The sequence below is a fragment of the Blautia sp. JLR.GB0024 genome, from assembly GCF_037000545.1.
In the GTDB taxonomy this organism is placed as follows: domain Bacteria; phylum Bacillota; class Clostridia; order Lachnospirales; family Lachnospiraceae; genus Blautia; species Blautia celeris.
Genome location: NZ_JBANBF010000009.1, coordinates 24,636 through 51,463, shown reverse-complemented (window position 1 = coordinate 51,463; position 26,828 = coordinate 24,636). Strand labels below are relative to the sequence as shown.

The window sequence follows — 26,828 nt, the reverse complement described above, 5'->3', positions numbered from 1 at the left end:
CGGGAATTTAGAAAATGACAGGAGGAGATAAAAGTCATGTTACAGATAGCGCTGACTTTGGCAATTTTTGTTTTGGCGGTCATTCCTATGGGGAGATACATGTATCACATTGCGGCCAAAAAGAAAACATTTGCGGACCCTTTTTTTGACAGGGTGGACAACGGGATATACAGAATTTGCCGGATTGACAGAAAAGGTATGAATTGGAAAACATATGCACTGAACCTTCTCATGGCAAATGCAGTTATGGTTTTTGCGGGATATCTGGTATTGAGACTGCAGTATGTACTGTTTCTGAATCCAAACGGGATAGAGGCAATGGAGCCGACCCTTTCCTTCAATACGATCATAAGCTTTATGACAAACACAAACCTGCAGCATTATTCCGGTGAATCCGGGCTTTCTTATTTAAGCCAGATGCTGGTGATCATTTTTATGATGTTCACCTCCGCGGCATCCGGATATGCGGCCTGTATGGCATTCTGCAGGGGACTTGCGGGAAAGAGTAAGGACCTGGGAAATTTCTATGAGGATATGGTGCGTATCACCACACGTATCCTGATTCCCTGGTCTCTCATCTTTGGCCTTGTGCTGATCTGGCAGGGATGCCCGGAGACTTTTGGCTCCAACATTACAGTGGAGACCATTCACGGAAAACTACAGGACTTTGCCATGGGACCCATAGCGGCCCTTGAGATCATCAAACATCTGGGGACAAACGGAGGTGGTTTTCTGGGAGCCAACTCTTCCACCCCATTTGAGAACCCGACAGTGATCACGGATATTGTGGAGCTGATTTCCATGATGATCCTTCCGGGTGCCTGTGTACTTACCTTTGGAAAGATGTGTCAGGATAGGAAGAGGAAGGAAAAAGAACCTGTCTTCGGCAAACAGGGAAGGACCATATTCGCGGCAATGTCTGTCATATTCCTCATCGGTCTGACTCTGTGCTTTGTATCTGAGAAGGCCGGTAATCCGGTTCTTGAGACAGCCGGCATCAGCCAGGAAATGGGGAGCATGGAGGGCAAGGAGGTCCGGTTTGGAGTTGACCAGTCCGCTCTGTTTACAACTGTGACAACTTCCTTCACCACAGGTACTGTCAACAACATGCATGATACACTGACGCCTCTTGGCGGAATGGTACCGCTTCTGCATATGATGCTCAATTGTGTATTCGGAGGAAAAGGCGTGGGCCTTATGAACATGCTGATGTATGCCATTTTAGCTGTATTCATCTGCGGTCTGATGGTTGGCCGTACTCCCGAGTATCTGGGCAAGAAGATCGAAGGAAGAGAGATGAAGCTGGTTGCCCTGGTTCTGATCGTCCATCCGCTGCTGATCCTGGGATTCTCGGCGCTTGCCGTATCCACGCAGGCCGGTCTGGAAGGTATCAGCAATCCCGGTTTTCACGGCCTGTCCCAGGTGCTGTATGAATACGCCTCAGCATCGGCAAACAATGGCTCCGGTTTTGAAGGACTGTCCGACAACAGTTACTTCTGGAATATCACAACAGGACTTGCGATGTTCTTCGGCCGTTACATAGCCATTATAGCCCAGCTTGCCATTGCCGGCTCACTGCTTGCAAAGAAGAGCACAAGGGTTTCCATCGGTACCATGCGTACAGATAATACGGTATTTACCATTTTGCTTGTATTTATTGTATATATTTTCGCTGCTCTGACCTTTTTCCCGGCACTGGCATTGGGACCGGTCGCAGAGCATCTGACCTTGTGGTTTTCATAAAATTTAAGAAAGGGATGTTAGAGGAATGTCTAAAAAACAACAGCAAACAAAGTTCGTGACAAAGGACATTTTAAAGAGTTCCATTATCGGTGCGTTTCAGAAACTGAGTCCGAAATATATGGTGAAGAACCCGGTCATGTTTGTGGTGGAGGTGGGATTTGTGCTCACGCTGCTTATGACTATTGTTCCCACTATTTTTGGGGACGACGCATCACTTGGATATCTGAGGATTTATAATGGAATCGTCTGCGCTGTACTTTTTATAACCGTATTATTTGCAAATTTTGCAGAGTCTGTAGCGGAGGGACGTGGTAAGGCGCAGGCGGCGACCTTGAAAAAGACAAAGCAGGATACAAAATCACGTCTTCTCGGCAGAGACGGTACGGAAACTATTGTAAACGCATCTGAACTGAAAAAGGATGATGTGGTACTTGTAAAGGCTGGGGAGACGATTCCGAATGACGGAGAAGTAATAGAAGGGATCGCGTCTGTGGATGAATCTGCTATTACAGGGGAATCCGCACCTGTCACCCGTGAGGCGGGAACTGATTTTTCATCTGTTACGGGGGGAACCACCGTGGTCAGTGACTGGCTGAAAATCAGGATCACATCAAAGCCGGGTGAGTCGTTTCTGGACAAAATGATTGCCCTGGTGGAGGGGGCATCCCGCCAGAAGACTCCCAATGAGATCGCATTAAATACCCTGCTGGTGGGCCTCACGATTATTTTTCTGATCGTGGTTGTGTGTCTGTATCCTTTTGCGACTTATTCGGGAGTGCAGATACCCGTATCTACAATGATTGCCCTGCTGGTCTGCCTGATTCCGACCACGATTGGCGGTCTGCTGTCAGCGATCGGAATCGCGGGTATGGACAGAGTTACCAGATTCAATGTGATTGCCATGTCAGGAAAGGCTGTGGAAGCCTGCGGGGATGTGGATACCATGATTCTTGATAAGACAGGTACCATAACCTTTGGAAACCGTCTGGCAGCAGAGTTCTATCCGGTTGCCGGGAAAAGCAGGGAGGACCTGATAGACTATGCCGCACTTGCCTCCCTCTGTGACCCCACACCGGAAGGAAAATCAACGGCAGAGCTGGCTAAGAGCATGGGAACAAGAATTGACGACAGCGCAGCAAAACAGATGGAATTTATTGAATTTACAGCCCAGTCCAAAATGTCAGGTGTAAATCTGGACAGCGGTTCTCAAATCAGAAAAGGTGCCGCAGATGCCATCAAAGAAAGAGTTCTCAAAAACGGGGGCAGTATACCGGGAGATCTGGACGCGATAGTGGAACAGATCGCGGGGCTTGGCGGAACGCCCCTGGTTGTGGAGGCAGACGCTGTGATCTACGGTGTTATTTATCTGAAAGATACTGTGAAACCGGGTCTGATCGAGCGGTTCGCAAGACTTCGTGAAATCGGGATCAAGACGATTATGTGCACAGGCGACAATCCGCTGACTGCCGCGACCATTGCGAAAGAGGCCGGTGTGGATGGATTTATTGCCGAATGCAGGCCTGAGGATAAAATACAGGCGATTAAGAAGGAACAGGCAGAGGGAAAACTGGTAGCCATGACAGGTGACGGAACCAATGACGCCCCTGCTCTTGCCCAGGCAGATGTAGGGCTGGCCATGAATTCAGGCACAGCGGCGGCAAAAGAGGCGGCAAATATGGTGGACCTGGATTCTGACCCCACCAAAATTCTGGAAGTGGTGGAAATAGGAAAACAGCTTCTTATTACAAGAGGCTCCCTCACCACATTCAGTATAGCAAACGATGTGGCAAAGTATTTTGCCATTATACCGGCCATGTTCACTATGGTGATACCGCAGATGCAGATATTAAATATCATGAAGCTGGCAACACCTATGTCAGCTATCTTATCAGCACTCATTTTCAATGCGGTCATTATACCGTGTTTGATTCCCATTGCCATGCGGGGTGTCAAGTACAAACCCATGAGCGCGGAGCGCATGCTTTTGAAAAATATGGGTATTTACGGCCTGGGTGGTATCGTCGTACCGTTTGCCGGAATTAAGATCATAGACTGTCTGGTGGCTCCGCTGCTTGCAGTGCTGGGAATGTAGGGAGGAAGATGCTATGAGATCATTTTTAAAATATTTTAGGAGCGCTCTGGTTCTGACGGTTTTCATGTTGGTTCTCTGCGGATTTGCCTATCCCGCTGCACTGACCGGGCTGGGGCAGCTTATGTTTCCGCATCAGGCGAACGGAAGCCTGATCACGGCAGAGGGAGAGAAAACAGATGACCCGGAAAAAGCAGTGGGCTCAGCTATTGTGGGGCAGGATTTTTCCGGAGATCCCAGGTATTTTCAATGCCGTGTATCCGGGGTGGATTACAACACTTATACAGAGGAAGAAAAAGAGGACGGCAGCTACACAGGGGTGGGTTCCGGCGGTTCTAACCTGGCTCCATCCAATGAAGAGCTGAAGAAGCGCGCGGAGAAATCAGTAGAGGAATTTCTGGAGAAGAACCCGGATGTGGAGAAGGGTGACATTCCTGCTGATCTGCTCACAGCCTCCGGTTCCGGCCTGGATCCGAACATCACACCGGAATCCGCCAGGATCCAGATTCCTTCCATTGCTGAAAAGACCGGGCTTCAAGAGGAAGAACTCAGAAAGATCGTGGAGGAGAATACGGATGGCAGGACTCTTGGTGTCTTCGGACATGAGCGGGTGAATGTCCTGAAATGTAATCTGGAAATCGCGAAGGCCATAGGAGAAATATAGGCAGGGAGATGCCATGGACACAATGGAAAGACCAAGTTCTGAAAAGATGCTGGAAAAGATCCGGGCAGAGGAAGCTCAGGTCCGTAAAAAAGAGATGGGACAGCTTAAGATCTTTTTGGGTTACGCAGCCGGAACAGGCAAGACGTACGCTATGCTGGAAGCTGCAAGAGAACTGAAAAAGCAGCAGGTGGATGTGATCGCCGGATATGTGGAGCCCCACGCAAGACCGGAGACTGCCGCACTTCTGGAGGGACTGGAGCAGCTTCCCTTTCTGATGGTGGACTATAAAGGGGTCAAAATCAGGGAATTTGACCTGGACGCTGCTCTAAAACGCCGTCCCAAAGTGATTCTGGTGGATGAACTGGCACATTCCAACATCCGCGGCTGCCGTCACAGGAAACGTTATCAGGATATCGAGGAGCTGCTGGAGCACGGGATCAATGTGTATACAACCGTAAATATCCAGCATCTGGAGAGTCTGAATGACAATGTGACCGGGATTACCTCCGTTATGGTGAGAGAGACCATTCCGGACCGCGTGTTTGACAGGGCGGACCAGGTAAAACTTGTGGATATTGAGCCGGAAGAGCTGATCCAGCGCATGAAGGAAGGAAAGATATACCGGGAGATTCAGGCACAGAGGGCTTTACAGAACTTTTTTACGAGAGATAAGCTGATCGCCCTCCGTGAGATTGCCCTGCGCCGTATGGCCGACAGAGTGAACCATCTGGCGGAGGAGGAGAAGAAGCTGTTTGGAACCGGGGAATACTCTACCGGGGAACATGTTTTGACCTGTATCTCCCCGGCGCCTTCCAACGCAAAGGTCATCCGCACAGCAGCCCGCCTGGCCTATGCCTTTCACGCGGAATTTACGGCTCTCTATGTGGAGACCAGATATCTGCAGAACGCAGATGAAAAAGTGAAAAGACGAAGGGACGAAAATATGCGTCTTGCCAGAAGCCTGGGCGCAAAGATTGCCACGGTAAACGGAGAGGACGTGTCAAGGCAGATCGCCGAATACGCAAAAGTCAGCAATGTGACGAAAATCGTTATGGGCAGAACTGCGCACAGGGTTCTGTTCGGACAGACCAGAAAAACCCTGGTCGAAAGCTTGAATCAATATGCCCCCAGCCTTGACGTATATATCATCCCGGATCTGCAGAGCGGAATCGGTCAGCGGTCTTATACTGTGGTAAAGACCGGAAAATTCCTGCAGGGGCTGAAAGGAACGGATTTCTGGATCATGCTGGGCATGATGACAGTCAGTACAGCCGGCGGTTTTCTGCTTTCGCATTTTCAGATGACAGAAGCCAATATCATTATGTCATATCTGCTGGGAGTGATGCTGACCGCCATCTTTACCCAGGGGTATGTGTGCTCTGTGCTTGCCTCAGTTCTAAGTGTGATGCTGTTCAATTATTTTTTCACCATGCCGGTTCACAGCCTTCAGGCGTATGATGCCAGCTATCCGGTGACATTTGCCATGATGTTCACAGTCAGCCTTCTCACATCCTGGAATATGTCAAAGATTCAGAAGCAGAACGAAGAAAACGCAAAGCGCGCATACCGCACGGAAATTCTGCTGGTAAACAGCAAAAAATTAAGACGGGCAAAGACCAGGCAGCAGGTCAGCGATGAGCTGGCCGGCCAGATCCAAAAACTGATGCAGTTTACTGTGTTAATATATATGAAGAAACACGGTGTGATCCAGGTCCCCTCTGTTTATCTTCGCAGCGGGATAGAAGAGGAAGAGGAGGAAATCCTGAGGGCAGGCTATACCTCCCGGTCGGAGCAGGCCGTGGTCAAATGGGTATTTGAAAACGGACACAGGGCCGGATGCACTACTCATACACTTCCAAACGCAAAGGCGATTTATCTTCCGGTTATGGAGGATGACAAGGTTTCTGCTGTGGTCGGCATGGTGCTTGAGGAGAAAAGAGAGATTGCTGTATTTGAATACAATCTCATATCTGCCATGCTGGATGAAGCAGCCCTTGTACTGGAGCGGATCCAGAAGATGGAGGATTTGGCAGAGTCCACAGCAAAATAACGCCTCAAGCCGGGTATGGATATCATTTACGCGTTTACCATCTCTGAGCTTTCTTCGCGTGTAAGATTGTTCAGCCAGAGGTATTTTTTATATCGGGGGTACAGCCAGGGGATTTTCACGATCTCATCTGCGCACATCAGGATATATACCACGATGACCGGCCAGTGGAATACGAAAGTTCCGAGCAGTGCCAGCGGCAGTGCAAAGCACCAGGAGGCGAAGAAAACACTGAGCGCATCGTATCCGGCATCACCGCCTGCAGGGAAAATACCGCAGACAATAACTGTATTGATGGAATAGGCGAATACATAGAATGCGCTGAAGACCAGCATGATGACCAGGTAGTGCTTTGCGGTTTCCGATAACACGAAGAACTCCGCCACGATGGGACCGAGGATACAGAGCAGTGCCATATGGATAATACCTGCCCAGATGGAAATATGGCAGAATTTTTTTCCGTATTCTTTGGCCTTGTCAAACAGATTCTGTCCAAGGAGTTTACCGACCATAATTCCCGCGCCCACAGAAATACCCTTGCAGACACAGGTTATAAGCTCTTGTGCTACGGACGCGATGGATGCAGCTGCAGTGGCATCGGATCCCAGGTGTCCCATGATCAGTGAGTGCATGGAAAATCCGAATCCCCACGCAAGAGAACTGCCCAGCATGGGAAGCGCGATTTTGAACAGATCTTTGGTTATATCGATGGAAAACCATTGAAACCCCTGCAGGTCGGGACGAATGCTTTCTCCACGGTGAGATTCCGCGATACACCAGATGAGCGCCACCAGTTCTACAACAACAGTGGAATAAGCGGAACCGTTTGCCCCCAGTTTAGGTACCCCCGCGAAACCGTAGATCAGGAAAAAGTCAAGCACAACGTCGGTTATGAGGGTGACAACGGAAATCAAAACGCTCTTAGGCGCCTTACCTTCCAGTTTCATTATCAGATAGTAACACTGTGTAACGCCGGTGAACAGATAAGAAAGGCTCACCGCACGGAGATAGGAGGCTCCGATTTTGATCAGGGCAGTGTCCGGTGTATAAATCCGCATTAATAGCTCCGGTGCGAACATTGCCAGGGCAAAGAAAACGAAGGAGATGCCAAATGCCCATTTTATGAGCATACAGAACAGGTTTTTAACCATGGTCCAATCGCCTTTACCCCAGTATTGGGCGATCAGAGCACCGCCGCCGCCGACCACAGCGCCGCTGAACAGGCTCATGATAAATGCAATCTGGTTTGCCAGGGAAACCGCGGAAACAGCATCCTGTGTCAGCCGTCCCAGCATCAGCGCATCGGACGCGCCGATCAGGGCAACAAGCAGGTTCTGCATTCCGATTGGAATCGCAAGGGAGAACAGTTCCTTATAAAAATCTTTCTTTTCCACAAGTTCCGTTGAACGTCTTGCTTTCATATGTAATACCTCCGGATGCGGTCATTTTATGGATCCGCATGATGCAGTCTGTAGATTTTCCGATTTTGTATTGCTATATCGGAATGCCATGGATATAATTATATTATAAAAAATGTATGCTTTTCTATGGATATATTCTCAAAAAATATAATTGTATTGCTGCGAGGAGGAGATTTACAATGGAGAAACGCCAGGTGCCGATCGATCAGGAGATGAACGCCCTTGTTGCTTATGATGATTCTTTTCGTTTTATTCTTTCACGGGATGACCTAAGTGAATATAACAAGGGATTTGTAAACTGGCACAAGCAGCCTACGATTGAAATTTCCGTGATCTGCGAAGGTGCAGTAAATGTATATGTGCTGGAACACGAACAGACAGTAGCGGCGGGGGACGGTTTTTTTATTATGCCGGGATTTCTGCACTCCATCCGTCCGGCGCCGGGATATAAGACTGCAAAGTATTTTACGCTGATTTTCCATCCTGAGATTCTGTACGGCAGCCATGGCAGTTATTACGAGGAAGCATACTATCGTCCTATAGTTGATTGTAATACGCCGTACTTTGTATTCCATGGCCGTGATGCATGGACAAAGGAGATATTCCCGAAGCTTATGTGGGTAGGCGATCACTGTCCGGATACCTCTCCTGCATTCCGTTTGAAAACCCAGCATATCCTTCAGGATGTCTGGGCTTTGTTTGCAGCAAATCTGCTTGACCAGACGAAGCCCAGCTTGGCAGCCCGTGATACCCGGAAGATTCTGAACCTGATCGCCTATCTTCATGAACATTATCAGGAAAAGTTTTCTCTGGCTGCGCTGGCAGATCATGTGTCCATGAGCCGAAATGAATGCTGCCGTTATTTTAAGCAGATGATGAATATGACCATCACGGAGTATCTGCTGGAATACCGCCTGTCCAAAGCAGCGGCGTTACTGGAGACCTCGGGTTTGAGTATCACAGAAATTGCTGAACAGACAGGTTTTTGTGATGTCAGTTATTTCATTAAAATGTTCCGGCGCAAAACCGGGATCACACCTAAGGCATATGCAAAAAGGAATCATGTTTGATTCCTGATTCTATTGTATTTGCTGTCAAAAAAGACAATTCTACTGCCGGTCGATTGCCAAATCGTGCCTTTTATTATAAGCTTTTGAGTTAGAAAGCAGGAGGCAGATAACATGTTTGAGATTGACAAAGAACGATTCGGCGCATTCCTTTTGGAACTGCGGAAAGAAAAGGGATATACACAGAAACAGCTTGCAGAAAAATTATTTGTATCAGACAAGGCAGTCAGCAAATGGGAACGGGGGTTGAGTCTGCCGGATATTACACTCCTGGGCCCGCTGGCGGAGATTCTGGGTGTAACGGTGACAGAGCTTTTGCAGGCTCAGCGCATTAGTGAGGAAAAAACACTGACAAAGCCGGAGGTAGATGCTCTCGTTTCAGGTTCCCTTCGTTTATCGGCGGAGGAACAGGAAGAAAAAAGGTTAAAACAGAGAAAGAATATGATTCGCTACCTGCTGTGTATGGCTCTTGCCGGGGTGGAAATATGGCTTTTGCTATATGCAGAGGTTGGGAAAGAGATATTTTTCACTGGTTTCTTTACCATAGAAGGACTGAGTTTTTTATTTGGGGCATGGTTTTTGCTGTTTGCAAGAGAGACTCTGCCGGCCTTCTATGATGAGAATAAGATTAATTATTACAGTCAGGGACCGTTTCGGATTCATATTGCAGGGGTATATTTTAATAACAGAAACTGGCCCCATGTCCTGCGAGCTGGACGGATATCTATGTTGGGAATTGCTGTTATAAATCCACTACTTAATTTTTTGCTGTTAAAAGCAACGGGGGAGGTATTATGGAGGAGATATGAGGGATATGTATGCCTGGCAGTAGTGTTGTGTACAGTATTTATCCCTATTGTGGCGGTGGCAAAGAAAAACGAATAGAACGGTTTTAGGAACAGAGAATTTACTGCAGTTTCTGCATCCTTTATATGATAACCATTCCACCGCTGTATGGCTGCTGTGATCTTGTCGGTTAACATGAGCCTGTTTATGCGATGATACTTATCGACTTACACCCCTTTCTGTGATATGATAAGCACTGTATTATATATCACAGAAAGGGGTATTTTCATGGAAAATACATCCGAAAAGAGAGAGAATAAATCGTTTTATAAAACGTCAAAACATATGAGTGTGGGTCTGTTGGCCCACGTGGATGCCGGCAAGACAACACTGGCTGAGAGTATCCTGTATCTGACGGGCAGTATCAGAAAACCAGGGCGTGTGGACCATCAGGATGCATTTCTGGACACCTATGACCTGGAACGGGAGCGGGGAATCACAATCTTTTCCAAACAGGCTGAGGTAAAACTGGGAGAAAAGGAAGTGACACTTCTGGATACCCCGGGGCATGTGGACTTTTCGGCGGAGATGGAAAGGACCCTGCAGATACTGGATTACGCGGTCCTGGTCATCAGCGGCGCTGATGGCGTACAGGGACATGTGCAGACATTGTGGAGGCTTCTGACCCGATACGAGATTCCTGTGTTCTTGTTTATCAATAAAATGGACCAGGAGGGAACTGACAGGCAGAAGCTGCTGGAAGAACTGCAGAAACGCCTGGATGAAAGGTGTATAGCCTTTGAGGAGGAACAGGAGGCCTTTTATGAGAATCTGGCTATGAGTGATGAGGCCGTACTGGAGAAATATCTGTCTGACGGCACTGTGGAGCAGGGAGAAATCGTCCGGCTGATAGCGGAGCGGAAAGTATTTCCCTGCTATTTCGGCTCTGCCCTGAAAATAGAAGGAGTGGAGGAGTTTCTGCAGGGTCTGGGAACCTATACGGCCTGTCCGAAATACCCGGAGGATTTCGGCGCCAGGATATACAAAATAGCCAGGGACGCCCAGGGGACCCGTCTGACTTATATGAAAATCACGGGCGGAACTCTGAAGGTGAAAGGAATGCTGACAAACCGCCGTGATGAACAGGCGGACAGTGATGAGATCTGGGAGGAAAAAGCGGACCAGCTCCGTATCTATTCCGGAGCCGGTTTCCGTGCTGTGAGCGAGGCACCTGCAGGGACAGTGTGCGCGGTGACAGGGCTGTCCAGGACATACTGCGGAGAGGGGCTGGGCGCTGAGACTGAGTCGGAGCTGCCGCTTCTTGAGCCTGTTCTCACCTATCAGATCCAGCTTCCGCCGGAATGTGATGTGCACCAGATGTATCTGAAGCTCCGCCAGCTGGAGGAGGAAGAACCGGAACTGCACATTGTCTGGGAAGAGCAGTCCAATGAAATCCATGCACAGGTTATGGGAGAGGTGCAGATAGAAATTCTGAAACGGCTGATCGGGGAACGATTTGGCACGGAAGTGGAATTTGGAGCGGGAAGTATCGTGTACAAAGAAACCATCACAGAGCCGGTGGAAGGGGTAGGGCATTTTGAACCTCTCCGCCACTATGCGGAGGTGCATCTTCTCATGGAGCCGGGAGAGCGGGGCAGCGGCCTGCAGTTCGAGACAGCCTGCAGTGAGGATATCCTGGAACGAAACTGGCAGCGTCTGGTGCTGACACATCTGGAAGAAAAACGCCACAGAGGTGTGCTGACAGGTTCCGAGATCACGGATATGAAGATCACACTGGTGACAGGACGAGCACATTTAAAGCATACAGAAGGCGGAGATTTCCGGCAGGCTACTTATCGTGCCGTGCGCCACGGACTGAAATGTACAACCAGTCTGCTGCTGGAACCTGTCTACGAATACCGGCTGGAAATCCCCTCCGACAAGGTGGGAAGGGCGCTCTCAGACATCCAGAAAATGTACGGTACATTTTCCGAACCGATCATAGAGGGGGATATGACCATACTGACAGGTACTGCCCCTGTATCCGCCATGCGGGATTACCAGACAGAGGTGATCGCCTATACCAAAGGCCACGGACGTCTTTCCTGCACACTGAAGGGATACGAACCCTGCCACAATGCGGAGGAGGTCATCGCTGAAAAAGGCTATGATTCCGAGAAGGATACGGAAAATCCCACAGGCTCTGTTTTCTGTTCCCATGGTGCCGGTTTTGTGGTGAGTTATGATAAAGTACGGGATTACATGCATCTGGACAGCGGCCTTAGTCTGGAGAAAAAAGAGAAGCCGGTTCAGGAATCATCCGCTCAGATATCACCTTCCTCTTACACGGGCGGCGGTCTGGCAGATGAAAAAGAGCTGGAAGAAATCTTTGCCCGCACATACGGAACTGCCAAAAAGGAAAGAAATCCATTCAACAGAAAACGTACCGTAAGCGCAGAGTCATCTTCCTCCAGGCAATACAGGCCTGCAAAGCAGGTGACAGAGGAGGAATACCTGCTGGTAGACGGCTATAATATTATATTTGCATGGGAAGAGTTAAAAGATCTTGCCAATGCCAGCATTGAGGCCGCCAGAAATAAGCTCATGGACATCCTCAGCAATTATCAGGGATATAAGAAGAACACACTGATCCTCGTATATGATGCCTATAAAGTGGAGGGCAATACGGGAGAAGTAATGAAATACCACAATATCTATGTAGTTTATACAAAAGAGGCGGAAACAGCGGACCAGTACATTGAGAAAACGGTCCATGAGATTGGAAGAAAACACCGGGTTACCGTGGCAACCTCTGACGCACTGGAGCAGATCATCATTCTGGGCCAGGGCGCGAGCCGCCTCTCAGCCGCCGGCCTGAAAGAGGAGATTCAGGCTGCAGACATAGAGATCCGAAGCAATTATCTGAACCAGGGGCAAAATGGGAAAAATTATTTGTTTGACCATATGTCTGATGAACTCCAGGCGCTGATGGAGGATGTCAGGATGGGGAGGAAGAAGCTGTAAATTAACCGGAAAGGGTTTCAGTAAATGAAAAGAGGCTGCCTATTAAATTTAATAAGGCAGTCTCTTTTCGGTGTTTCAATTTACTTTACAAATAATTTTTGTTATTTCAATCCCCGGTATTGTAAAAAAATACCGACACAAGTATTGTATCATAGCTAATATAAAATTTCAACAATAATTAATTGTAACAATCTGTTTCCTTCGCACGAAATATGTGATAAAATATCTGTATAATTAGAGAACACTAGATATTAAGTATTTACCATCATAAGCCGATCACTTTTTGTGGGAAGGGGGTGTAAATATGAAAATCTTTAATTTCTTAATTTCAATTGTAGCAAGTGTAATTAGCTATTATATTTGCAAATGGTTTGACAAAAATAATGGAAATGACTAATTATAAAGAAAAGAAACCTATTTAATATAATAGTAAGAGCTCCATTAATTTTTCAGCGACAACACTGAGCGGGCGCTCCGTATCCTGAATCAGGCATATGGAGCGCTTCGGCGGTTCTATATGCAGTGGAATTCTGAAAATTTCATTTTTCTCCAAAGCATCCCCGGCAAATTCTTCGGGAAGAAATCCGATTCCAAGCCCGTTTTTCACCATCATCAGAACCTGGTCCATGGTGGCAGCCTCCAAATCCGGTTCCAAGGTTAAGCCGTGTTCCAGGAAAAAGTCCCCATACAATTCATAACTTCTTGATCTTTTATCCATACACACAAAGGAGAACTGTTTCAGTTCCCCGAGATGCCATGTTTTTTCGGAAAACCCGGAAAACTGCGGCCCGCCTACAAGGATTTCCCTGAAATATTTCAGCGGAATTTCTTTTAATGGCCTGGTGATGCCCGATGGATTTGTGATAACGGCAAAATCTACGGTACCGTTTTTCAAAGCCTGTATGGCCTGAGGCGTGGTCTGATTAGAAATCCGTATCCTTACTCCCGGGTATTTCCTGTGAAATTCCCCGAGTTTATGAAGAAGCAGCCCATGCAGTGCCGTTTCGCTGGCTCCGATGGAAACCTGCCCGTTTTGCAGGGACTGCGCTGACCGCAGTTCTTCCTCTCCGGCCTGAATCTGTTCCACAGCCAGGGATACATGCCGGAAGAGCATTTCCCCCTCCGGTGTTAGTTTTACGCCCCTGTTGGAGCGCACCAAAAGTCTGCATCCCAGCTCGTGCTCCAGATTATTCATGGATCTGGTAATATTGGGCTGACTGTTCATCAGAACAGAGGCCGCCTTTGTAAAGCTGTGATATTTCGCTACGAAATAAAAAATTTTATAATAATCATATGTTATATTCATTAAAATTACTCTGCCTTTCCTTTGGGCGCTGCAATCCCTGTGGCAATCGTTTGCTCTTCGCTATCAATTTCCTTCTTTTTTTGCTGTAATAAACAATAACCGCTGTCTGATATATTATTATGATATAAAAGCGATACGAAATATATATTTTACATCTTGCTTCACAAAAGTATAATATATAAAAGAATAAAAAACAACCCAAACCGACAGCGGTCAACAGGAGGAATCATGAAACCAGAAATTAAAAAAAAGCAAATGTCAGAGTCCATGCCTCTTGCCATATTTCTAACTCTGGCCGGCGGTTTTCAGGACGCCTATTCCTATAACTGCCGCGGCAAAGTCTTTGCCAATGCACAAACCGGTAATATTGTTCTGCTCGGTCAAAATCTGGCCCAGGGCCAATGGAAGACAGCGCTTCATTATCTCATTCCCCTCGCCGCTTTTTTCCTGGGCGTTTATATTACGGAGCGGGTACATTGCCTTTTCAGGGAAAATGACAAAATCCACTGGAGGCAGATTATTCTTCTGATAGAATCTTTTTTACTGATCATCACCGGTTTTCTCCCTCAATCCCTGAATATAAGTGCCAATGCCCTGATGTCCTTTGCCTGTGCCATGCAGGTCAACAGCTTCCGAAAATTTCATGGTCTTCCATGTGCTACTACCATGTGTATCGGCAACATCCGAAGTGCCACGGAAATGCTCTGCAGATATCATATAACCAAAGATAAAACGCTTAGGCGGAAGAGTGCCCACTATTATTTTATCATCCTGGTTTTCGCTATAGGCGCAACTACCGGGGCACTGGTTACTGCACATTTGGGCAGTCAGGCTATCTGGGGGTCTTCCTTGCTGCTGCTGGCTGGTTTTATCCTCATGTTTATCAAAGAGCAGCCGGTTTTATGCTGATGATTGGCTGTGTGCCCTGTGCCCGGCAATATATTTCGCGATGCACGGATAAGAACATTTTTCTTTATATTGCGCTGGCTGCGTAACGGTTCAGCTTGTCTGAACTATTACGGAACATTAAGGGATACCTATAATTTTAAGATGTTGAATTGAAATAGTAGGTAAAGCAGAAAGAAAATTTGGCCAGAAACTTAAGAAATACCTATAATTTTAAAATCTTAGATTGAAATATAGGTAAAGCAGGAAGGAAAATTGGTCAGAAACTTAAGAAATACCTATAATTCTAAAATGTTAAAAATGAATAGTAGGTAAAGCAGGAAGAAAAATTGGCCAGAAACTTAAGAAATACCTATAATTCTAAAATGTTAGAAATGAATAGTAGGTAAAGCAGGAAGAAAAATTGGCCAGAAACTTAAGAAATACCTATAATTCTAAAATGTTAGAAATGAATAGTAGGTAAAGCAGGAAGAAAAATTGGTCGGAAACTTAAGAAATACCTATAATTCTAAAATATTAGAGTTGAATAGTAGGTAAAGCACGATGAGAATCTGATCAGAATCGCCAGAAATGCCTATAATTCTAAGATATTGGAACGGAATAGCAGGTAATCTTTCATAGACTAAGTCAGACTCACTGGAAGTGTCAGGGCTTTCTGGATTTTTGCACTTCCTCAAATCTCTTTCGCTCATGTTATCTCAAATGGCACGGAAAAATCATGCAGGAAAAGGAGGAGGTTCTTCTTATATTTTACCAGCCTGTTGAGCAGGGTCTACTCTTTTTGCAGCAAAAGGGGCCGAAAAGCGAATGTTCCAACGGGGGGACCTTTCAATTTGACTGTGGAAAACTATGAGAAAATGGGCCGGAAGGTCTCATTAAGGTGGCAAGTTATCCACAATAGCCGGGATTTCCATTTGCCATGGCAGATAAGGGCATGACTTGGTGGATAAGTCATGCCCGGAAAAAATAAATCTTGTCCTTGCATTTCGAGACAAAATATGGTATTGTATTTCCACAATAACAGGCAAAGATTTTGCCAATCTAAAATATCTAATTTTATCTTTTCAACAAAATCAGGCGTTTCGCCAAATTTACCAAATCATTTTATTCTATATCTGAAGGAGGTTTTTTATGGTACAAAAAAACATTGTGTGTGAAGGTTTAAGATGCTGTGTGCATTCTAAGGCGGCATTTATTGACTGGTGTATGGAATCCTCAAAAGAATCCCGGAATATGCTGATTCAGGCTATGATGAATGCAGATGGCAGAGAAGGATTTTTCGAGTCATCGCAAATGGGCAGTGTTGTGAAAAAGAGCATACTGTGGAACCAGGAACAGAAGGAGCATGTATTTGATGCCATTATCAGGAGAAAATTGTTAAAACGCGGACAGGAAGAACTTCCCCAGTTACTTGCAGCAGCAGTAGGCCCTGCGCTGAATATGGATCACGAGGAGGTACAGGTGGAAAGTATTCTTTTTCTGGCATATGCAATCGTCAGAAATGAGACGTGCAGAGAAGCCATAATGGAATATGCAGAAAAGGAAGGCGAAACATGTTACGATGCATATAAAAATTCCAGCTACAAAGATTCGGACTTTTTATCCTGGTTTCTCGTGGCTGACAGGCTTCCGGCAAGCATGGCAGTGGGTTTGATTGAACGGATACGCCTGGAAGAAGAAGCTGCAGAAGACAGTGATGCAGATGAGCACAGGCGATACAAAGACCTTACAGAAATTCTGGAAAAGGGTTACCGTAATCTTAAGAACCAGTTAAAAAAAGCAGAATACATAGATGGCTCCATGTTCCAAAAGATAGTTCAGGACAGCAATGATATGGTACATGCCGCGTCGGAGATGATGGTTCTTTTGGTAATAGCTGAAGAATTGGAAATTCCGGTACATGAGGATTATGATTTTTATTTGGGGCTTCAGATTCTTGAATCATATGAAGAGGATCTGGAAACATTGCCGGAGCCGGAAATTACAGAAAACGGAGGCAGAAGACTGCACAGAAATCTGCAGAAGGGTCATCCGCGGATGGAATCCTATTATACCTGCTATTATCTGGATGGGACAGAAACAGAGAGAACTGTGCCTGATCCCGGGACAGTATTTGAATATTTTCATTTGAACCTGCGTATGCTTGCAGGAATTGAGCTGGAGCAGAAAGATATAGACTTTATCTGTTCCCTGTCAGAGGGAATGAAATGGCAGGAGTATAAACAGACATTACTCATAGCAAGCTTGTGTAAATATATCCATAGTCTGCAGCAGTTATGTGAAAAGAATGATCCGGAGGAATACCGCTACCGTCAGCGAAGAGCTGAGAAGGATAGGAAGGAATTCCTCAATAAAATAGAGAACCTGCAGAGCAGGACAGCGTATCTGGAACAAAAGAAAAGGGAATTGGAAAATTGCCTGGAGCAATGTGAAAAAGAGAAAGAAAAGCTGAAGGTGAAGATTCAAAATACGGAGGAAAAAAATGCGCTGGAGCGGGAGGAATTGATCAGCCTGCGGAATTATGTTTTCCCGTTTACACAGACAGGAGGTAAAGGCGCAGGTGTCATACAAACAGAATCTGCAAAAACAGGATGTGAATGGATAGGATGTGTTCAGACAGAAAACGCTCGGACAGAATCCCAGACAGGATGCGCTCAGACAGAAAACGCTCGGACAAAAAGCGCTCAGACAGAAAACGCTCGGACAAAAAGCGCTCAGACAGAAAACGCTCGGACAAAAAGCGCTCAGACAGAATACATTCAGACAGAAAATCCTTCGACAGAAAGCGCTCGGACAGAACGCGTCCGGACAGAATGCGCCCGGACAGAATGCGCCCGGACAGAATGCGCCCAGATAGGATGCGCCCGGGCAGGACGTGCACAAGCAGAAAGTGCTCAGACAGAACACGCACAAGCAGAATGCGTACTGCAAGAACGTGCCCGGACTGAATGTGCACAGAAAGTACATTTACAAACAGTGGATTCACAGGCAAAAGCATATCAAAACCACGAAGAATCCCACCGCACAGAAGACTATGCAGCGCTGATGAAAGGCGAAAAAATGCTCATAATCGGCGGGCATATAAACTGGCAGAGAAAGATGAAACAATACCTGCCGCGCAGCCAGTTCCTTTCATCAGACAACCTGCATTTTGACAATTCTGTATTACACTGCAAGAGATATATTATCTTCAACACAGATGTGCTGAAACACGGACTGTATTATAAAATAATAGGCCAGAGGAAAAAGGAACAAAAAATTCTATACGTCCATGGCAATAACATAGATAAAATCCTGCAGGATATCAATCGTCAGATCTCATCATAGTATCACTCTGTTCCCGGCACCCGGATAACAACCCGGAATCCGCCGGCTTTTCCATGTGAGACCTCCATGTCTCCGCCATGCACTTCTGCAATCTGCCTGACCAGCATCAGCCCAAGCCCGTGCCTCTGGTTTCCTGTCTCTCTGTCGCAGACCATATAATGGGGGGCTTTCCGGATTTTCTCAAGCTCTTCATCGGTGATTCCGGTGCCATTGTCCTCCACCACGATTCTGCACATCTTTTCTGTTCTCCCCACAGACATGAACAATGTACAGCCATCCGGATTATGCACCTGACTGTTTGTGATCAGGTTAGAAACCGCCCGTTTTAAAAGCCCCTTATCCGCTTTTGCACAGCAGTTCTGCATATCCTCCCCTGCGACCCATTCGATTGGATATTTTCCCTCCAGGTCCAGATTCAGGAAATCCACAGCGGTCTGTCTGACCAGGGAAACTAAATTTACAGTATCCATATGAAGAGGCTGCACATTATACTCCAGTTTTGACGCCAGATTCAGATCATTGACCAGATTCTTCATCCGCAGGCTTTGCTGCCGGATGATCCGTGCTTTCTTTCGCTCCCTTTCCGGCAAATCCCTGTTCTCCTCAATCTGGCTTGCATATCCCAGAACCATAGAGAGCGGCGTTCGGATATCATGGGATACTCCGGCAATCCAGTTTGCACGGGCAGTCTCCTTTTTCTGAAGCTGATAATCCTGATTCCGGAGTTTTTCCGCAGCTTTATTGATGGAAACCGCCAGGTCTGACAGCAGTCCCTTTTCCTTGACATAGACGTCTCTTTCAGCAGGAAGTGCCTCAATACCCTGTATGACCGGCTTTACAGAACGCAGAACCCCGGAGGTAACGACCATATAGACGAAAAATATAAGGATGAGATTACAGCTTAAAAACAGCAGCACCGTTTTAGGAAAATTTCTGATGAAATCATAGTCAAAGGTATTGGATATTAATTTCCAGTAAGATTTCTTCGGAAAACCAAGCATGATCAAATCATCCCCGTACCCGCTGGTAGTGATGGGATAATCATTGATATACCCTCTGACCGCCATGGCAATGCTGGCTGCTGAATACTGTGTGGGAATCCCCTCCGGAAGATTGCTGCTGTTCCAGAGAATATATCCGGTTTCATTATCCACTAAGATAGCCCAGGCATTTGTCCTGGAAAGGATATCCTCTCCCTGGGCGGACAACCGGTATGTTCCATCCCCGTTCTCAGTAAGGGCAGAGGCCACAGTATCTGCAGATGACCATGCTCCGTGGTTTGCTGCCTGCTTATATGAGATAAGGAGCAGGAGAAAAAAATTAAGGAAAAGCAGCAGCACAAGGGAAAACAGCATGGTTACAATAAACCGTTTGATCAGTTTCAGAATACTTTTCATCGTACGTCCTCCATGAGCAGTTTATATCCCAGTCCCTTGACGGTCAGAAGGGATTCCGGTCTGGATGGGTTTTCCTCAATTTTTTCCCTTATCCGCCGGATATGCGCCATAAGAGAGTTTTCATAGCCAAACGGATTGTCACCCCAAACTGCCTCACAGAGCATATCGATCGTCACGATCCTGCCGGCATTCCGGCTGAGAACCTGCAGCAGTTCAAATTCCTTGGCAGTCAGGGCAATATGTTCCCCGTTCCGTATAATTTCTGCCCGGTCAAAATCCAGGGCACAGGCTTTCAGATACACGAGATTTGATTCATTCCGATAGCATCTCTTTAATATAACATGAATCCGCAGAATCAGTTCTCTGGGCAGAAACGGTTTTACCATATAATCATCAGCACCCAGGCCAAGTCCTGTAAATTTGTCCTCATCCTCCCCGCGTGCGGTTAAAAAAAGGATGGGAAAGTCAGAAAACTCCCGGACCTTTTGAAACAGGGAGAAACCATCGCCATCCGGCAGCATAACATCAAAAATGCCAAACTCAGGATTCCAATCACGGCAGGCAGCCAGTGCCTCCGCCGTATTTTTTGCGGTTTTTATCTGTAAATATCCCTCTTCCTGTAAAATAGAGACAACCATATCAAGCAGCTCCGGTTCATCGTCTACAAGAAGTATTCTTTTTCTTTTCAAATGATCATTTGCCATTGTCTGTACCTCCCTGCAAATATATTTTCCGTATTTGTATCTATTCATCCGGCTGAGTAGCTCCCCGTATCCTTATTATATCAGCAAATCCGCCTGCCCGTGGGAATAATACCGAAATGTAAGGTAAATGTAAGGTTATCAGAATGCAGATGTAAGGTTGGCTTTCTATAATAAAGACAGAAACAAAGAAAAAGAATCCGGAAGGGAGACATGAAAATGAATATTATAGAAACATACCATCTGACAAAAGAATACGCTGACTTTACCGCTGTCGCTGACCTGAACATGCATATACGAAAGGGCAGTGTTTACGGATTTCTGGGACCGAATGGGGCTGGTAAATCCACTACTATGAAAATGTTTTTGGGACTGACAAAGCCTACAAAAGGCCGTTTTACCATTAACAGCAATACCTTCCCCAGAGACAGGATGAAGATTCTCAGGGAAGTGGGGTCTTTCATAGAAGCACCCGCTTTTTACGGCAACCTGACAGGGGAAGAGAATCTGGAGATTATAAGAAAAATCCTGGGTCTTCCGAAATCCAGCGTATCGGATGCTCTGGAGCTTGTAGGGCTGACCCAGTACCGGAAACGCCTTGCCAGAAAGTATTCCCTAGGTATGAAACAGAGGCTGGGGCTGGCCTCGGCGCTTATCGGACGCCCGCCTATTTTATTCCTGGACGAACCGACCAATGGTCTTGACCCGGTGGGAATTCATGAGATCAGGACTCTGATCCGTTCCCTGCCGAAGAAATACGACTGCACAGTCCTTGTGTCCTCCCACCTGCTTCCTGAGGTAGAGCTCATGGCGGATGATATCGGAATCCTGAATCATGGCCGTCTCCTCTTTGAAGGGAATCTGCAGGAACTGCGGCAGATGGCTGACTTTGAAGGATATCCCTCTGACAATCTGGAAGATACATTTCTGGCAATGGTGGAGGAGGATAACAGAAAGAGAGGTGCAGGAAAATGACATCTGCATTGGAGTGGAATAAGCTGAAGCGGACCGGATTCTTTCCCGCATTTCTGGCTGGCGGACTTCTGGCAGCGGCAGCCCCGGTGGTAAATATCGGAGCCCGCCCGGAGAGCTTTGTAAACAAACAGGATTCCCCGGCAGTTATTTTAATGGGAGCCAACTGGCAGCTCATGTCTATGCTGCTGTCTTTTCTCCTTATTATCGGCGCATGTATTATGTACCATACAGAATTTGCAGACAATGCCATGCAGCGCATGGATACCCTTCCAAAGCGTCCGGAGAGTCTGTTTTTCGGAAAATGCAGTGTGCTGTTGGTTTTGACAGCCGGGGCGCTTGTACTGGGAGGTGCAGCTCTTTGGTTCTGCGGATGGAAGTGGTTTTCTGCAGACCGCATCTTTACGACAGAAATCTGGAAGAGCATGGGATTTTCTTTTGCCATGTTCCTTCCGCTGCTCCTCTGTATGACTGCAGTTTCTTCCATCTGTAAAAATATGTGGATATCGCTGGGAATCGGCACGATCTGTCTGTTTATGACTTCCATTCTCCAAAATGGAGGCGGGATACTCTCTTATCTGCCATTTATGATGCCCATGAAGGTATATCCGAATCTTAATGGGGCGCAGGCAGTTAGATGCCTGATTATATCCTGCGGGGAAACGGCAGGTTTCGGACTGCTGGAGATCATCTATTTTAAAATAAGGAGGCATTTCACATGAGTTTTTTATCATTAGCAGGAGTAGAACTGAAAAAGACACGTCGCTCCGGCATCCTCTGGATTTTAGTGATTCCCGTATTTCTCATATGGCTGACTGCTGTGATCAATGCGGATATTAACTTTACCATAGGAAATGAAGGGATATCCCCGGAAAATAACTTTTTCATACAGAGCTTTATGGGATATGCCTGGTTCATGTTTCCTGCAAGTATTGTGATCAGTACCGTGATGCTGGTGCAGACAGAACGGAAGAATAAAGGAATACTGAAGATGCTGGCTCTGCCTGTATCTGCGGCCCGCCTCTGCCTGGTGAAATTTTCTATCCTTATTTTGCTGGCAGCAGTGCAGATGTTTTTTATGACCCTGGCATATTTTCCAAGTGCGGCGATCGCATCCCGAATCCAGGATTATAACTTCATGCTGCCGGTTATAGATATACTGAGAGAAGCGGGGATCATTTACATTTCCTCCATTCCCATGGCCGCGTTTTTCTGGATGCTTGCTGTCAGTATTCAGACTCCCATTTTTTCCATGGGTGTGGGAATGGCATCTATTGTGCCGTCCGTCCTTCTTATTAACACAAAAATATGGTTTGCGTACCCCATGTGCTACCCGTTTCTCATGGTTGCATCCAGGATGCATGAGCTGGCATCCAATATGGGGACCTTTGCTTTTGAACTGATGCCGTTCATACCTGTGGCAGTGGGTTGCACGGTGGTGTGTCTGTTTGCAGCCTGTATCCGTTTCGGACAGGCAGAGAGGAGATAGATGATGAAAGAAAAACTGTTTACTGCGATAAGTACTGTTTTAATATTTTTCCCGTTTACAATTTTTCCGATACGATGGAATCCGTGGGCATTGGAGTCACCTGCGGCTGAGATCATTATCCTGGTGTATATTGCGGTGATGCTTGTCGGGGGTATTTTCACGATTACCGCTTACACAAAAGGGAAGGTTAAGAACAATCTGATGAAAATATGCCTGGTAGTGCACGGCGTCTACATAGCCGGAGGCGTGGCTATGCTCGCTATGATGGGAGCAACAAAATTTTCATAAACGAATGGCGGGTGCTTTACAAAGAAAATGATTTCGGATAAGATAAAAGAAATCCTGTAACTGTTCCACCGGACAGACAGTTACAAAATCTAATTAGATGGAGAGCAGCTAAATGAGAATAGCAGTCTTATCCGATACCCACGGGCTTCTGCGTCCTGAGGTGATGGAAATTGTAAATACCTGTGACGCGGTTCTTCACGGCGGAGATATTAACACCCAAAGAATCGTGGATGAACTTTCAAAAGATAAACCTTTCTACATTGTCAGAGGAAATAATGACAAAGAATGGGCGGAACAGATACCGGTATCCCTTCGGTTTGAGCTGGACGGTATTACCTTCTATATGGTGCATAACAAAAAAGAGATCCCCCGAAATCTGACCGGTGTGGATGTGGTCGTATTCGGTCATTCCCACAAATATCTGGAGGAACGAAGGGACGGACATCTCTTCCTCAATCCGGGGAGCTGCGGAAAACGCCGCTTTAACCAGGATATAACCATGGCAGTTCTGGAGACCGGGAACGGAGAGATACAGGTAAAACGCATAGATATTCCCCACACGGATACCCCCGTAAAAGTTCCGGTGGGAACCGATACCCGAAAAGCAGTGGAGAATATCAGCCGGGGAATGAAAAAAGGGGAGAATATAAAAGATATGGCAAAAAAATACGGCTGTTCCCCGGAATTTACCGAACAGGTCTGCCGTATCATTGCCACACATCCCGGTGTGACGGCGGAGGGAATCCTGAATAAGATGGAAGTCAACCGGATACAAAATCCCTCTTGCAAAAATCCTTCCGCTGATATACAATAGCATGAGCAACCGTCTGCCACCGGGTAGACGGAAAATGCCTGAATACATTCCGGTAGGTCATGGAAGGAATGTATTTGGGCATTTTTTTTAAAATCGCAAGGAGACTGGCTTATGCAGAAACAAATGAATAGAGAATTTTACAAATACATATCCTTAAATGTTCTGGGAATGCTGGGGTTGTCCTGTTATATTCTGGCGGACACTTTTTTTATCTCAAAGCGTTTGGGGGCAGACGGCCTGACAGCGCTGAATCTGGCTATTTCTGTCTACAGTATCATTAACGGACTGGGGCTGATGCTGGGAATCGGTGGTGCCACACGTTTTGCTATCTGTCGGGCACAGAAAGAGGTGCAGAAGGGAAATCAGGTGTTCACCACTTCAGCGGCGGCAGGGATTACGGTGGGGCTGGTTCTTCTGTTCCTTGGTTTTACCGCATCCGATGCTGTGGCAAAAATCCTGGGAGCTGAGGGTGTCATACAGGAGATGACAGGGAGTTATCTGAAGACCATACTGGGATTTGCTCCGTTTTTCATTGTGAACAACATACTCATTGCATTTGTCCGAAACGACGGCAGCCCCCGTCTTTCCATGGCGGCTATGCTGACCGGGAGTTTTTCTAATATATTGCTTGATTATGTATTCTTATTCCCATTGAATATGGGAATCTTCGGGGCGGCTCTTGCCACCGGGTTTGCTCCGGTCATCAGTATAGGACTCTTGTCTCTGCATTTTATCAGAGGGAAGAACCGGTTTGCCTGGAGCTTTGATCATAGAGCGCTTGGGCGGCGAGTATTGGATATCTGCAGTCTTGGTATATCCGCGTTTATCAATGAACTGTCTTCCGCGGTGGTGCTCATTGTGTTTAATCTGCTGATTCTGCGTCTGGCAGGCAATACAGGGGTGGCGGCTTACGGGATCGTGGCGAATCTGGCCCTGGTCGCTGTGTCTGTATTTACCGGTATTTCCCAGGGAAGTCAGCCTCTGATCAGCCGTTTTTACGGGGAGGGCAGGAAAAAGGAAAGTGCTGTGGTGCTTTTAAGAGCAGTTCTGCTGGCTGCGGCTGTAGGGATTCTGTTCAGTGCGGCTGCGTTTGCATTTACCCAAAATCTGATTGGGATTTTTAACAGTGAGGGGAATCAGGAACTTGCGGATATTGCCTTTTGGGGACTGCGGCTGTATTTTCTGGGCTTTTGTCCGGCTGGGATCAACATTGTGGCAGCGGCTTTTATGGGAGCAGTGGAGCGTGGAAGGGAATCTTTTGCCATTGCTTTTGCAAGAGGTGTTGCTGCCATCCTGTTTTTCGCCTTTGTGCTGTCTTTTATCTGGAAAATGGATGGTATCTGGCTGGCCTTCCCGGCAGCTGAGGTTTCGACCCTGCTGCTGACGGCAGGACTTTGGAGAAGATATAAAAGAGGGACTCTACCGGCAGTTGAAAAATGAGATAAAATTCAAATATTCCGTTATTGTCCAAAGCGTGGTACAGGGGTATGATTAAGGCATAAAGACGAGGAGGAAAAGCCATGCTTGACAGTGTGAAAATAGGAGGTTTTATTTCCAGAAAAAGAAGAGAACTGGGAATGACGCAGCAGCAGCTTGCAGACAGGCTGAATATTTCTTTTCAGGCCGTATCCAAATGGGAAAAGGGCAGTACATTTCCCAATGTGGAGCTGCTGCCGGAGCTTTCCGCGGTCATGGAGGTGACGGTGGATGAACTGCTTTCGGGCTGTGAGAAGGACGGGGAGGAATTGTCCTACAGTAAGGCAGGAGTGGACATTGCCTACACAGACACGATCAAAAAGGAAATGGCAAAGCACCTGGAAACAGGAGATAAAAGGGTTCTGAACGGACTTGGGCCGTTTGCTTCTCTCTACGATATTTCGTTCCCGGAGATTAAGAACCCTGTGCTGGTTCTGAAGTCAGAAGAGCCGGGGTCAAAGCAGAAGCTTGCCATGGAGTATGGCTATACGGACTCCATCTGCCATGATATGATAAATCATCTGGTCAATGACATTGCTGTGATGGGGGCAAAGCCGCTTGCCGTGCTGGATACGATCGTGTGCGGAAACGCGGAGAAGGACACCATCAGTGCCCTGGTCAAAGGCGTATCGGATGCCTGCCGGGAGAATGAATGCTCCCTGGTGGGAGGGGAGACAAGCGTACAGCCTGCTGTGGTGGATAAGGGGGTGTATGTGCTCACTTCCAGCATTGCCGGCATTGTGGAAAAGGACAGGATCATTGACGGCTCCGCTATTGAAGAGGGGGACACAGTGCTGGCCCTTGCATCCAACGGGCTGCACACCAACGGCTATTCCCTTGTCCGTATGCTCATGGACCGGATGCCGGAGATCAAACTGGAAAAGGTGGAGGGCATGACATTTACGGAACAGATCATGAAGCCCCACACGCCTTACTATAAAGCCCTGAAAGGCATAATGGGAAACAGCGCTGTTCACGGCATGGCCCATATTACAGGAGGCGGCATAGAAGGGAACCTGTGCCGGGTAATCCCGGACGGCTTAAGTGCTGTGATAGAGCTTGACAGGATCAAGACACTGCCCGTCTTCCGCTTTATCAGACAGTGCGGAAATATCAGTGACAGGGAAATGCTCTCCACGTTCAACTGTGGTGTGGGATTTATACTGGTGGTGCAGCGGGAGGCAGCAGACAGGATAGCGGCGCATCTGAGCAGATATTATGACTGCTACGAAATCGGCTGTATCCGGGCTGAAAAGCAGAAGATCATAATGGAAAATAAGATAAACTGGCAGTGACAATACAAGGCGGACG

20 protein-coding genes are annotated in these 26,828 nt (G+C 47.0%); 16 read left to right on the top strand and 4 right to left on the bottom strand.

The genetic code is table 11. The annotated features are described in order from the left end of the window. Positions 1-36 precede the first annotated feature (36 nt). From kdpA to V8Q34_RS18695, 4 genes are read left to right on the top strand one after another with little or no spacing between them, the layout of a single operon-like run. Positions 37-1,743 carry a potassium-transporting ATPase subunit KdpA gene (kdpA, locus tag V8Q34_RS18710; protein ID WP_256282870.1) on the top strand — a complete coding sequence of 569 codons (1,707 nt, stop codon included), beginning with the start codon at positions 37-39 and terminating at the stop codon, positions 1,741-1,743. 25 nt (positions 1,744-1,768) lie between these two features. Then, positions 1,769-3,835, top strand: a complete 2,067-nt coding sequence (kdpB, locus tag V8Q34_RS18705) for a potassium-transporting ATPase subunit KdpB (RefSeq protein ID WP_033140800.1) — start codon at positions 1,769-1,771, stop codon at positions 3,833-3,835. A gap of 13 nt (positions 3,836-3,848) precedes the next feature. Further along, a complete protein-coding gene (gene kdpC, locus V8Q34_RS18700; protein ID WP_256139658.1) occupies positions 3,849-4,496 on the top strand; it encodes a potassium-transporting ATPase subunit KdpC in 648 nt (215 codons plus the stop codon). 13 nt (positions 4,497-4,509) lie between these two features. Then, a complete protein-coding gene (locus tag V8Q34_RS18695; protein WP_227211735.1) occupies positions 4,510-6,546 on the top strand; it encodes a DUF4118 domain-containing protein in 2,037 nt (678 codons plus the stop codon). 26 nt (positions 6,547-6,572) lie between these two features. Here V8Q34_RS18695 and V8Q34_RS18690 read toward each other — a convergent pair whose 3' ends face one another. Further along, on the bottom strand, positions 6,573-7,964 hold the full coding sequence (locus V8Q34_RS18690; protein ID WP_227211734.1) for an MATE family efflux transporter: 1,392 nt from the start codon (positions 7,962-7,964) through the stop codon (positions 6,573-6,575). Positions 7,965-8,143: 179 nt separating this feature from the next. Between V8Q34_RS18690 and V8Q34_RS18685 the strand changes: the two genes are divergently transcribed. From V8Q34_RS18685 to V8Q34_RS18675, 3 genes are all read left to right on the top strand, one after another. Then, positions 8,144-9,034, top strand: a complete 891-nt coding sequence (locus tag V8Q34_RS18685; protein ID WP_256130070.1) for a helix-turn-helix domain-containing protein — start codon at positions 8,144-8,146, stop codon at positions 9,032-9,034. A 111-nt stretch (positions 9,035-9,145) separates the two neighbouring features. Next, positions 9,146-9,916, top strand: a complete 771-nt coding sequence (locus V8Q34_RS18680; RefSeq protein WP_033140805.1) for a helix-turn-helix domain-containing protein — start codon at positions 9,146-9,148, stop codon at positions 9,914-9,916. Positions 9,917-10,105: 189 nt separating this feature from the next. After that, positions 10,106-12,841, top strand: a complete 2,736-nt coding sequence (locus V8Q34_RS18675; protein ID WP_256139655.1) for a translation factor GTPase family protein — start codon at positions 10,106-10,108, stop codon at positions 12,839-12,841. Between the two features lie 418 nt (positions 12,842-13,259). Here V8Q34_RS18675 and V8Q34_RS18670 read toward each other — a convergent pair whose 3' ends face one another. Further along, entirely contained in the window at positions 13,260-14,147 is an 888-nt protein-coding gene (locus V8Q34_RS18670; RefSeq protein ID WP_033140808.1) for a LysR family transcriptional regulator, read from the bottom strand. Positions 14,148-14,375: 228 nt separating this feature from the next. On the opposite strand from V8Q34_RS18670, the gene V8Q34_RS18665 reads away from it, so the two are divergent. After that, positions 14,376-15,056: a YoaK family protein gene (locus V8Q34_RS18665; protein WP_033140809.1), complete on the top strand. Its 681-nt coding sequence runs from the start codon at positions 14,376-14,378 to the stop codon at positions 15,054-15,056. Positions 15,057-16,184: 1,128 nt separating this feature from the next. Next, entirely contained in the window at positions 16,185-18,380 is a 2,196-nt protein-coding gene (locus tag V8Q34_RS18660; protein WP_335836096.1) for a hypothetical protein, read from the top strand. A 2-nt stretch (positions 18,381-18,382) separates the two neighbouring features. Here the strand turns inward: V8Q34_RS18660 and V8Q34_RS18655 are convergent, their stop codons facing one another. Together V8Q34_RS18655 and V8Q34_RS18650 are read right to left on the bottom strand one after the other, a co-directional pair. Continuing rightward, complete coding sequence (locus V8Q34_RS18655) at positions 18,383-19,777, bottom strand: sensor histidine kinase (RefSeq protein ID WP_227245041.1); 1,395 nt, start codon at positions 19,775-19,777, stop codon at positions 18,383-18,385. Next, a complete protein-coding gene (locus V8Q34_RS18650; RefSeq protein ID WP_148393516.1) occupies positions 19,774-20,481 on the bottom strand; it encodes a response regulator transcription factor in 708 nt (235 codons plus the stop codon). Before V8Q34_RS18650 ends, V8Q34_RS18655 begins: the two co-directional genes overlap by 4 nt. A gap of 216 nt (positions 20,482-20,697) precedes the next feature. Here V8Q34_RS18650 and V8Q34_RS18645 point away from each other — a divergent pair, with 216 nt between their 5' ends. The 7 genes from V8Q34_RS18645 to purM all read left to right on the top strand — a co-directional run bounded on the left by V8Q34_RS18645 (position 20,698) and on the right by purM (position 26,812). Continuing rightward, positions 20,698-21,453 carry an ABC transporter ATP-binding protein gene (locus tag V8Q34_RS18645; protein WP_033140812.1) on the top strand — a complete coding sequence of 252 codons (756 nt, stop codon included), beginning with the start codon at positions 20,698-20,700 and terminating at the stop codon, positions 21,451-21,453. After that, positions 21,450-22,172 (top strand): ABC transporter permease, encoded by a 723-nt coding sequence (locus V8Q34_RS18640; protein ID WP_148393517.1) that lies wholly within the window; start codon positions 21,450-21,452, stop codon positions 22,170-22,172. Before V8Q34_RS18645 ends, V8Q34_RS18640 begins: the two co-directional genes overlap by 4 nt. Further along, positions 22,169-22,939, top strand: a complete 771-nt coding sequence (locus V8Q34_RS18635; protein ID WP_335836095.1) for an ABC transporter permease — start codon at positions 22,169-22,171, stop codon at positions 22,937-22,939. Before V8Q34_RS18640 ends, V8Q34_RS18635 begins: the two co-directional genes overlap by 4 nt. A gap of 3 nt (positions 22,940-22,942) precedes the next feature. Then, positions 22,943-23,227, top strand: a complete 285-nt coding sequence (locus V8Q34_RS18630; RefSeq protein WP_148393519.1) for a hypothetical protein — start codon at positions 22,943-22,945, stop codon at positions 23,225-23,227. A 112-nt stretch (positions 23,228-23,339) separates the two neighbouring features. Next, the gene (locus V8Q34_RS18625) at positions 23,340-24,041 is read left to right on the top strand and encodes a metallophosphoesterase family protein (protein ID WP_335836094.1); all 702 of its coding nucleotides are present in this window, start codon (positions 23,340-23,342) and stop codon (positions 24,039-24,041) included. Positions 24,042-24,152: 111 nt separating this feature from the next. Then, positions 24,153-25,481 (top strand): MATE family efflux transporter, encoded by a 1,329-nt coding sequence (locus V8Q34_RS18620; RefSeq protein WP_335836093.1) that lies wholly within the window; start codon positions 24,153-24,155, stop codon positions 25,479-25,481. Positions 25,482-25,561: 80 nt separating this feature from the next. Further along, entirely contained in the window at positions 25,562-26,812 is a 1,251-nt protein-coding gene (purM, locus tag V8Q34_RS18615; RefSeq protein WP_335836092.1) for a phosphoribosylformylglycinamidine cyclo-ligase, read from the top strand. Positions 26,813-26,828: the final 16 nt, after the last annotated feature.